This is a genomic window from Streptomyces sp. SID10853 (assembly GCF_010548145.1).
Taxonomy (GTDB): domain Bacteria; phylum Actinomycetota; class Actinomycetes; order Streptomycetales; family Streptomycetaceae; genus Streptomyces.
Genome location: NZ_JAAGLN010000258.1, coordinates 1 through 9,602 on the forward strand (window position 1 = coordinate 1; position 9,602 = coordinate 9,602).

General features: G+C 73.6%; 6 protein-coding genes. 5 read left to right on the forward strand and 1 reads right to left on the reverse strand.

Features of this window, described 5'->3' with window-relative positions:
• From G3I19_RS31015 to nudC, 4 genes are all read left to right on the forward strand, one after another.
• Window positions 1-1,830: UrvD/REP family ATP-dependent DNA helicase (locus G3I19_RS31015; RefSeq protein WP_164267045.1), on the forward strand; the 1,830-nt coding region annotated here is incomplete at its 5' end.
• A gap of 81 nt (window positions 1,831-1,911) precedes the next feature.
• Window positions 1,912-5,334, forward strand: a complete 3,423-nt coding sequence (locus tag G3I19_RS31020; protein WP_164267046.1) for an ATP-dependent DNA helicase — start codon at window positions 1,912-1,914, stop codon at window positions 5,332-5,334.
• 10 nt (window positions 5,335-5,344) lie between these two features.
• Entirely contained in the window at window positions 5,345-6,748 is a 1,404-nt protein-coding gene (locus G3I19_RS31025; RefSeq protein ID WP_164267047.1) for a dipeptidase, read from the forward strand.
• A gap of 231 nt (window positions 6,749-6,979) precedes the next feature.
• The gene (gene nudC / locus G3I19_RS31030; RefSeq protein ID WP_164267050.1) at window positions 6,980-7,885 is read left to right on the forward strand and encodes an NAD(+) diphosphatase; all 906 of its coding nucleotides are present in this window, start codon (window positions 6,980-6,982) and stop codon (window positions 7,883-7,885) included.
• A 323-nt stretch (window positions 7,886-8,208) separates the two neighbouring features.
• Here the strand turns inward: nudC and G3I19_RS31035 are convergent, their stop codons facing one another.
• Window positions 8,209-8,520 (reverse strand): trypco2 family protein, encoded by a 312-nt coding sequence (locus G3I19_RS31035; protein ID WP_164267048.1) that lies wholly within the window; start codon window positions 8,518-8,520, stop codon window positions 8,209-8,211.
• 92 nt (window positions 8,521-8,612) lie between these two features.
• Here G3I19_RS31035 and G3I19_RS31040 point away from each other — a divergent pair.
• Window positions 8,613-9,602: serine protease (locus tag G3I19_RS31040; protein ID WP_164267049.1), on the forward strand; the 990-nt coding region annotated here is incomplete at its 3' end.

Below are 9,602 nucleotides of genomic sequence, written 5' to 3' on the forward strand. Positions count from 1 at the left end.
CTGGGCGGCATGGACGCCGCCGATCTGCGCCGGCTCGGCCGCGCCCTGCGCGACGAGGAACGGGCGGGCGGCAACCGGCTCCCCGCGCCGTCCGACGAACTGCTCGCCCGCGCGCTCGCCGAGCCCGGACGGCTGATCGCGCACGACCCCGCGTACGCCAGGGGCGCGCAGCAACTGGGCAAGCTCCTGAGCAGAACCCGCGCGCTTCTGGAGAACGGCGGCACCGCCGAACAGGCCCTGTGGGAGCTGTGGAGCGGCACCAACTGGCCCCGGCGCCTGGAGCGCGCGACGCTGCGCGGCGGAGCCGCCGGGCGCAATGCCGACCGTGATCTGGACGCCGTCTGCGCGCTCTTCGACACCGCGGCCCGCGCCGAGGAACGTACTGGCGGGCGGGGCGCGCTGAACTTCCTCGAAGAGGTCGACGCCCAGGACATCGCCGCCGACACCCTCTCGAAGCGGACCGTGCGCCCCGAGGCGGTCCGGCTGATGACGGCGCACCGCGCCAAGGGCCTGGAGTGGGGCCTGGTCGTCGTCGCCGGTGTGCAGGAAGGGCTGTGGCCCGACCTCAGGCGCCGCGGCTCCCTCCTCGAAGCGGACCGGATCGGGCGCGACGGGCTCGCCGAGCCGCTCAGCCCCGGCGCGCTCCTCGCCGAGGAACGCAGGCTCTTCTACGTCGCCGCCACCCGCGCCCGCGACCGGCTCGTCGTGACCGCGGTGAAGGCACCGGCCGACGACGGCGACCAGCCGTCGCGCTTCCTCACCGAGCTGGGCGTGGAGCCCAGGGACGTCACCGGCCGCCCCCGGCGCCCCCTCGCGGTCGCCCCGCTGGTCGCGGAGCTGCGCGCCACGACCGTCGACCCGAAGGCGTCCCCCGAGCTGCGCGAGGCGGCCGCCCACCGGCTCGCCCGGCTGGCCGCGCTCACCGACGACGAGGACCAGCCACTGGTGCCCGCGGCGCACCCGTACCGCTGGTGGGGCCTGTACGAGCCGACGCACTCCGCCGCCCCCGTCCGTGACCCCGCGCAGCCGGTCGCGCTCTCCGGCAGCGCCCTCGACCAGCTCGCCCACACCTGCTCCCTCCAGTGGTTCCTGGGCCGCGAGGTGAAGGCGGACGCGCCCGCCACCGCCGCCCAGGGCTTCGGCAACGTGGTGCACGTCCTCGCGGACGAGGTGGCGTCCGGGCGTACCCCCGCCGATCTGGCCGTCCTGATGGAGCGCCTCGACTCGGTCTGGAACTCGCTCGCCTTCGACGCCCCCTGGAAGTCCGGCCAGGAGAAGGAGAACGCGCGCGCCGCACTGGAACGCTTCCTGCGCTGGCACGTCATGGACCGCGCGGGCCGCACCCCGGCCGCCACCGAGCACCCCTTCGACGTGACCCTGGAGGCCGGCGAGTACCAGGTGCGCATCAGGGGCTCGATGGACCGGGTCGAGCAGGACGCGGAGGGCCGCGCGTACGTGGTCGACTTCAAGACCGGCAAGCAGGCACCCACCAGGGACGAGGTGGCCCGCCATCCGCAGCTCGCCGTCTACCAGCTCGCGGTCCGCGAGGGCGCGGTGGACGAGGTGTTCGGCGGGCTGCGCCCCGAAGCGGGCGGCGCCGAACTCGTCCAGCTGCGGCAGGCCGCGGCGAAGAAGGAAGGCGGCGACGCGCTGCCCAAGGTCCAGTCCCAGGAGCCGCTCGCGGGGGAGTGGGTCGGCGACCTGCTGGCCACCGCCGCCGGAAAGGTGCTGGACGAGCGCTTCACACCGACGACGGGCAGCCACTGCACGCACTGCGCGTTCCGCGCCTCCTGCAGCGCCCTGCCGGAGGGGCGCCACATCGTGGAGTGACGGCGGTACGACAGCGGTACGCGAGCGGGCCGGGCGGGGACGCCGGCCTGGATGTCACAGGGCGCCGTTAGCCTTTCTGAGGTGACCCCGCCCATCACAGGACCCGAGCAGCTCAAGGAGCTCCTCGGCATCCCCTTCACCCCGGAGCAGACGGCCTGCATCACGGCGCCGCCCGCCCCGCAGGTCATCGTGGCCGGAGCCGGTTCCGGCAAGACCACGGTGATGGCCGCGCGGGTGGTGTGGCTGGTGGGGACGGGGCAGGTCGCGCCCGAGCAGGTGCTCGGGCTGACCTTCACCAACAAGGCGGCGGGCGAGCTGGCCGAGCGGGTCCGCAAGGCGCTGGTGCGCGCCGGGGTGACCGACCCGGACGCCGGCCCGTCCCACCGGGCACCGGGCGGCCACCCCGCAGTGCCGGCGGGGAGCGCCGACCCGTACTACTCGCCGGGCGAACCGCGCATCTCGACGTACCACGCCTTCGCCGGACAGCTGCTCACCGACCACGGGCTGCGGATCGGTCTTGAGCCGTCCTCCCGGCTGCTCGCCGACGCCACCCGCTACCAGCTGGCGGCCCGGGTGCTCAAGGAGGCGCCGGGGCCCTATCCGGCGCTGACGAAGTCGTTCTCCTCGCTGGTGAGCGACCTGCTGGCACTGGACGGCGAGCTGGCCGAGCATCTGGTGACCCCGCAGGCGCTGCGCGCGTACGACACCGAGCTGCTGGCCACCCTGGAGAGCGCCAGGCTCTCCAACGCGGAGCTGCGCAAAGTCCCGGAGGCCGCCGTGGCCCGCCGGGAACTGCTCGACCTGGTGAGCCGCTACCGCGCGGCCAAACGCAGCCGCGACCTGCTGGACTTCGGCGACCAGATCGCGCTCTCGGCCGAACTGGCGCTGACCAGGCCCGAGGTGGGCACCATCCTGCGCGACGAGTTCCGGGTGGTCCTGCTCGACGAGTACCAGGACACATCCGTCGCCCAGCGGCTGCTGCTCTCCGGCCTCTTCGGGGGCGGCAGCGGCCACGCGGTGACCGCCGTGGGCGACCCCTGCCAGGCGATCTACGGCTGGCGCGGCGCGTCCGTCGCCAACCTGGACGACTTCCCCGAGCACTTCCCCTACGCCGACGGGAGCCCCGCCACCCGCTTCTCGCTCAGCGAGAACCGGCGCAGCGGCGGCCGCCTCCTCGACCTGGCGAACGGCCTGGCCGCCCCGCTGCGCGCGATGCACGCGGGCGTCGAGGCGCTGCGGCCCGCGCCGGGCGCCGAGCTGGACGGCATGGTGCGGTGCGCCCTGCTCCGTACGCACGAGGAGGAGATCGGCTGGCTGGCGGACTCGATCGCGCATCTGGTGCGTACCGGCAAGGACCCGGGTGAGATCGCGGTGCTCTGCCGCACCGCCGGTGACTTCGCGGAGATCCAGGGCGCGCTGGTGGCGCGGGACGTACCGGTCGAGGTGGTCGGCCTCTCCGGGCTCCTGCACCTTCCCGAGGTGGCCGATCTGGTGGCGGTCTGCGAGGTGCTCCAGGACCCGGGGGCCAACGCCTCGCTGGTCCGGCTGCTGACCGGGCCGCGCTGGCGGATCGGCCCACGCGACCTGGCGCTGCTCGGCCGCAGGGCGCGGCTGCTCGTGAGGTACGACAGCGCGGCGGGCGGCGATGACGCCGACCCCGACCAGCGGCTCGCCGAGGCCGTCGAAGGGGTCGACCCGGCCGAGGTGGTCTCGCTCGCGGACGCGCTGGACACGTTCCTGGCCGGCGGCGCGAGCCAGGAGGCGGGCTTCCCCGACGGGCCGGACGACGGGCTCGAGTTCTCCGCCGACGCCCGGGTGAGGTTCGCCCGCCTCGCCGCCGAACTGCGCGACCTGCGGCGCTCGCTGGCCGACCCGCTCATGGACGTACTGCACCGGGTGCTCGCCACGACGGGCCTGGAGGTCGAGCTCTCGGCATCCCCGCACGCCCTGGCCGCCCGCCGCCGCGAGACCCTCTCCCACTTCCTGGACATAGCGGCGGGCTTCGCGTCGCTGGACGGTGAGGCGAGCCTGCTGGCCTTCCTGGCCTTCCTGCGGACGGCCGCCCAGTACGAGAAGGGCCTGGACAACGCGCTGCTCGGCGGCGAGAACACCGTGAAGGTCCTCACCGCGCACAAGTCCAAGGGCCTCGAATGGGATGTGGTCGCGGTCCCCGGTCTGGTGGCCAGGCAGTTCCCGAGCGAGCAGTCCCGCGAGTCCTGGACGGCGCAGCCGAAGGTGCTGCCGCACGCGCTGCGCGGCGACGCGGCGACGCTCCCCGGGGTCGGGGCGTGGGACGCGAAGGGCATCGCCGCTTTCAAGGCGGCGATGAAATCCCACCAGCACACGGAGGAACTGCGCCTCGGCTACGTCACCTTCACCCGCCCGCGCTCGCTGCTGCTCGGCTCGGCCCACTGGTGGGGCCCGAGCCAGAAGCGCCCGCGCGGCCCGTCGGACTTCCTGCTCGCGCTGCAGGAGCACTGCGCTGCCGGGTACGGCGAGACGGAGGTCTGGGCGGACGCCCCCGAGGAGGGAGAGGAGAACCCGGCGCTGCGGGACGCGGCGGCGGACCACGCCTGGCCGCTGCCGCTGGACGGGACATCCCTGACCCGCCGCAGGGCAGCGGCCGACCTGGTCCTGGACCAGCTCAACGATATTCAGGCCCGTCCGGGGGAGACCGAGGACCGGGGTCCGGGGCAGCGCGCCGAGACCACGGACCCGCAGGACGGCTCTGCCCCGCACGGCGCTCCGGCCCCCGCCTCCCCACCCGTGCCGCACGCCCGGGCCCCCCTCACCCCCGAGGACGCCCGCACCCTCGCCTCCTGGGACCGCGACCTCGACGCCCTGACGGCAGAACTGCTCCGTGCCCGGCGCACCGTGCGCGACGTCCCCGTACCGCTCACCCTCACCGCGACCCAACTGCTGCGCCTCGCCGACGACCCGGACGCGTTCGCGCACGAGCTGGCCCGCCCGATGCCGCGTCCGCCGCAGCCGGCGGCCCGCCGCGGCACCCGCTTCCACGCCTGGGTCGAGTCGCGCTTCGAGGAACTGCCGCTGCCCATGCTCGGACCCGACGAACTGCCCGGCGGTGACGACGACGAACCGGAGATCGCCGACGAGCGCGATCTGGCCGAACTGAAAGCGGCCTTCGAGCGCACCCCGTACGCCGGGCGTACGCCCCACCGGGTCGAAGCCCCCTTCACCCTCACCCTCGCGGGCCGGGTGATCCGCGGCCGGATGGACGCCGTCTACCGAACCTCCCGCGACACCTACGAGATCGTCGACTGGAAGACCCACCGCGCCCACACCGCCGACCCGCTCCAGCTGGCCGTCTACCGGCTGGCCTGGGCCGAGCAGCACCACATCCCGCTCAGCTCGGTCACGGCCGCGTTCCTCTACGTACGGACCGGAGAAGTGATCAGGCCCACACCCCTGCCGGGCCGGGCCGGTCTTGAGCGGATCCTGCTGGGAGATCCACCGGGCGAGCCACCCCGACCGGCCGGTTAGGCTCGATGGCATGAGCGACACCCCGGACAGCGCTGTCCGCACGTACCTGGACCAGCACCGCGAGCACTTCCTCGAAGACCTGGCCGACTGGCTGCGTATCCCCTCCGTCTCCGCACAGCCGGAGCACGCAGCCGATGTACGCCGCAGCGCCGACTGGCTGGCCGCCAAACTCAGGGAGACCGGCTTCCCGGTCACCGAGATCCTCGATACGCCCGGTGCCCCCGCCGTCTTCGCCGAGTGGCCGTCGGACGACCCGCAGGCGCCGACCGTCCTGGTCTACGGCCACCACGACGTCCAGCCCGCCGCGGCCGACGACGGCTGGCACACCGACCCCTTCGAGCCGGTCGTCAGGGACGGCCGGATGTACGGCAGGGGCGCGGCGGACGACAAGGGCCAGGTGTTCTTCCACACACTCGGTGTCCGTGCCCACCTCGCCGCCACCGGCCGTACCGCTCCCGCCGTCCACCTCAAGCTCCTCGTCGAGGGCGAGGAGGAGTCCGGCTCCCCGCACTTCAGGGAGCTGGTCGAGCGGCAGGCCGAGCGCTTCGCGGCGGACGTGGTGATCGTCTCCGACACCGGTATGTGGTCCGAGACGACGCCGACCGTCTGCACCGGTATGCGCGGCCTCGCCGAGTGCGAGATCACCTTCGAGGGCCCGGACCAGGACATCCACTCCGGCTCGTTCGGCGGCGCCGTCCCGAACCCGGCCACCGCGGCGGCCCGGCTGGTCGCCGCGCTGCACGACGCCGACGGCCGGGTCACCGTGCCCGGTTTCTACGACGGGGTCGCGGAGCTGACGGACACCGAGCGCGAACTCTTCTCGGAACTGCCCTTCGACGAGGCCGAGTGGCTGCGTACGGCCAAGTCCCGTGCGACGGCGGGCGAGCGGGGCCTCAGCACCCTGGAGCGGATCTGGGCCCGTCCGACCGCCGAGGTCAACGGCATCGGCGGCGGCTACCAGGGCCCGGGCGGCAAGACGGTCGTCCCGTCGTCGGCCATGGTGAAGCTCTCGTTCCGGCTGGTCGCGGGCCAGGACCCGGTACGTATCGAGCAGCTGGTCACCGAGTGGGCGGCGGGCCGGGCGGAGCCGGGGATCCGCCAGGGGATCGCGTTCAGCGCCGGCACCCGGCCGTGTCTGACCCCGCTGGACCACCCCGCGCTCCAGTCGGTCGTACGGGCCATGGGACGGGCGTTCGGCGAGAAGATCCGCTTCACCCGCGAGGGCGGCTCGGGGCCCGCAGCCGATCTCCAGGACGTGCTCGGCGCGCCGGTGCTCTTCCTGGGTATCTCCGTACCGTCCGACGGCTGGCACGCGCCCAACGAGAAGGTCGAACTCGACCTGTTGTTCAAGGGCGTGGAGACCACCGCCTATCTGTGGGGCGACATGGCCGCCGCCCTGCGCCGGGAGAGCTGAACGGAACCGAATGCCGACGACTGCTGAGCCGACGACTGCCGGACCGACGACTGCCGGACCGACGACTGACGAACCGAACCGAATGCTGAACGGAACCACCCAGTCCATGAGGGGGAGTTGGAAGCACCTGTGAGCAACTTCAGCAATGCCACCGAAGGCCGCGAGAGCGAGAGCGAGAGCGGGAGTGGGACCGGCACCGAGGCCGGCCCGGCGACGGATCCGCACCGGCCGATCGGCCTGACGGCCCCGAGCGGGATCGACCGGGCCGCGCACCACCGCCTGGACGAGGCGTGGCTCGCGGCGGCCTGGAGCCACCCGACGACCCGGGTGTTCGTGGTCTCCGGCGGCCAGGCACTGATCGACGAGACGTCCGACGGCCGCACCGAGCTGCTCAAGACCCCGTCGTTCGAAGCCCCCCTCACCGAGGAGCACCGCTACTTCCTCGGCACGGACGCGGACGGAGTGCGGTACTTCGCGCTCCAGAAGGACACCCTCCCCGGCCGGATGGACCAGTCCGCCCGCCCGGCCGGGCTGCGCGAGGCCGGCCTGCTGCTCTCGCCGCTCGACGCCGGGCTCCTGGTGCACGCGGTGGCGCTGGAGAACTGGCAGCGGCTGCACCGGTTCTGCTCCCGCTGCGGCGAGCGCACCGTCATCGCCGCCGCCGGTCACATCCGGCGCTGCCAGGCGTGCGGGGCCGAGCACTACCCGCGCACCGACCCGGCCGTGATCATGCTTGTCACGGACGAGCACGACAGGGCGCTGCTGGGGCGGCAGGTGCACTGGCCGGAGGGCCGGTTCTCCACGCTCGCGGGTTTCGTCGAGCCGGGCGAGTCCATCGAGGCCGCGGTGGGGCGTGAGGTGTTCGAGGAAGCGGGCGTCACGGTCGGCACGGTGCAGTACGTCGCCAGTCAGCCCTGGCCCTTCCCGTCCAGCCTGATGCTCGGCTTCATGGCGCAGGCCACGTCGTCCGAGATCACCGTGGACGGCGAGGAGATCAGCGAGGCCCGCTGGTTCTCGCGGGACGACCTGCGCTCGGCGATCGAGGCGGGCGATGTGCTGCCGCCGGCGGGCATCTCGATCGCGGCGAGGCTGGTGGAACTCTGGTACGGCAAGCCGCTGCCGAAGCCGCTCGCCTGACCGGACACGCTCGCCCGACCGGACGAGCCGACTGTCCGGCGACGCCCGACTGCCCGGGGACGCCCGGCTGCCCGGGGCCGCGCCGGCTGTCCGGAACGAGACGGCTGTCCGGCGACGCCCGGCTGTCCGGGGCCGCGCCGGCTGTCCGGAGACGCTGACTGTCCGGGGCCGCGCCGGCTGTCCGGAGACGCTGACTGTCCGGGGCCGCGCCGGCTGTCCGGAACGAGACGGCTGTCCGGAGAAGCTGACTGTCCGGAGACCCCCGACTGTCCGCAGACGCCCGCGCCTGACCGGACAGGCGGACGGCGCGGCCCCGCAGGGCCCTACTGGCGGCTCACCGGGATCCAGCCCGGGGTGTCGTCCTGGTTGCGGGGCTGCAGTTCGACCTTGATGTGGTGGGTGTTGTCGCGTGTCACCGACCCGCTGCCGCCCACGGTGACCACCCCGATCCGCAGCTTCCCCTCGCCGTCCACCTCCCGGCTCACCTGCACGGCGATCTCCAGCGTCACCCGCTCCACGCTGAGCCGCAGTGTGCTGTCCCCGATCCGGCGCTGTGCCTCAGCCAGTTCGTTCCTGACCTGGCTGATCAGGTCCGCCAGCCCCGCCACTGGTGCGGCGCCTGTCCCGTCGTTCATTGCTCCCCCTTGTGCAGCCCGGGGCCCATTGTCGCGTCCTGCCCCTACTCTGGGGAAGCATGGAGGGGGAGCCGATACGGCTCAACGCGCTTATGGATCAACAGAGTTGGCGGCTGCGCCTGCATGCGGAGCTGCCCGGGGGCGAGCCGGGGGACGTGCTCGGTGCCGGAGTCCTGCTGGGGCAGGATCTGGTGCTGACCTGTGCCCATGTGGTGCCGGGCCCCGCTGTGCCGGTACGGGTCGAATTCCCCGTCCTGACCGGGGAGTCCAAGGGGGTGTCGCGCTCCGCGCGGGTGATCGACGGCCACTGGGTGGAGCGGTACGGGCGTGACGAGGGGGATCTCGCGCTGCTACGGCTCACCGAGCCGGCCCCGGTGGCCTCCACGGCCGTACTGCACCGCGACCCCGTGCCGTACGACACCCGTGTGACGGTGGACGGGTTCCCGAGGAACCGCTCGGGCGGGCTCTGGGTGGACGCGGTGCTCAAGGGGCCCGGGGGCCACGGCGACGAGTGGGTGCAGATCAACCCGGTCGACTTCCACGAGCGGAACCCCCGCGGTTTCAGCGGGGCCGGAGTCTCCGAGGCCGGGACCGGGCGGCTGCTCGGGATCATGGTCGCCGTGTACGACACCCCGGCCGACCGGAGTCCGTTCTTCCACTTCTATATGATCCCGGCCGCCACCATCGCCGGGCATCTCCCGCTCGTCGCGGAACACCACATGACGGGCCCCCGGGTCATCCCGCCCCGGCTGTCGGTGGCACCCGGTGACCAGCGGACCGGCCGGCCGCTGGGCCTCCAGCAGACCCTGACCTGCTGGCTGAACGCCGAGGCGGACAGCTGGGACATCGAGACCGTCTTCCTGCGCGAGGGCGACGAGGAGGCCGATGTCGCGCTCCGGACGACCCTGAGCCTGGCCGACCGGGAGCGTTCGCCAGGGCTCTCGACCACGGCGAGCAGCCGCCCCGGCGGCCCCGCGGTCCCGCGCCGCGGCAGCATCAGCCTGGCGGTGGCCGCGGCCGGGCGCTCCAGGGACGAGCTGGCCCAGGACCTGGACCCGGAGCCGCCACGCCGGCTGACCTCT

What these genes read in the sequence shown, in the direction of transcription:
- G3I19_RS31035 (WP_164267048.1), bottom strand. Translation starts at nt 8,520, where the DNA reads ATGAACGACGGGACAGGCGCCGCACCAGTGGCGGGGCTGGCGGACCTG.
- G3I19_RS31025 (WP_164267047.1), top strand. Translation starts at nt 5,345, where the DNA reads ATGAGCGACACCCCGGACAGCGCTGTCCGCACGTACCTGGACCAGCAC.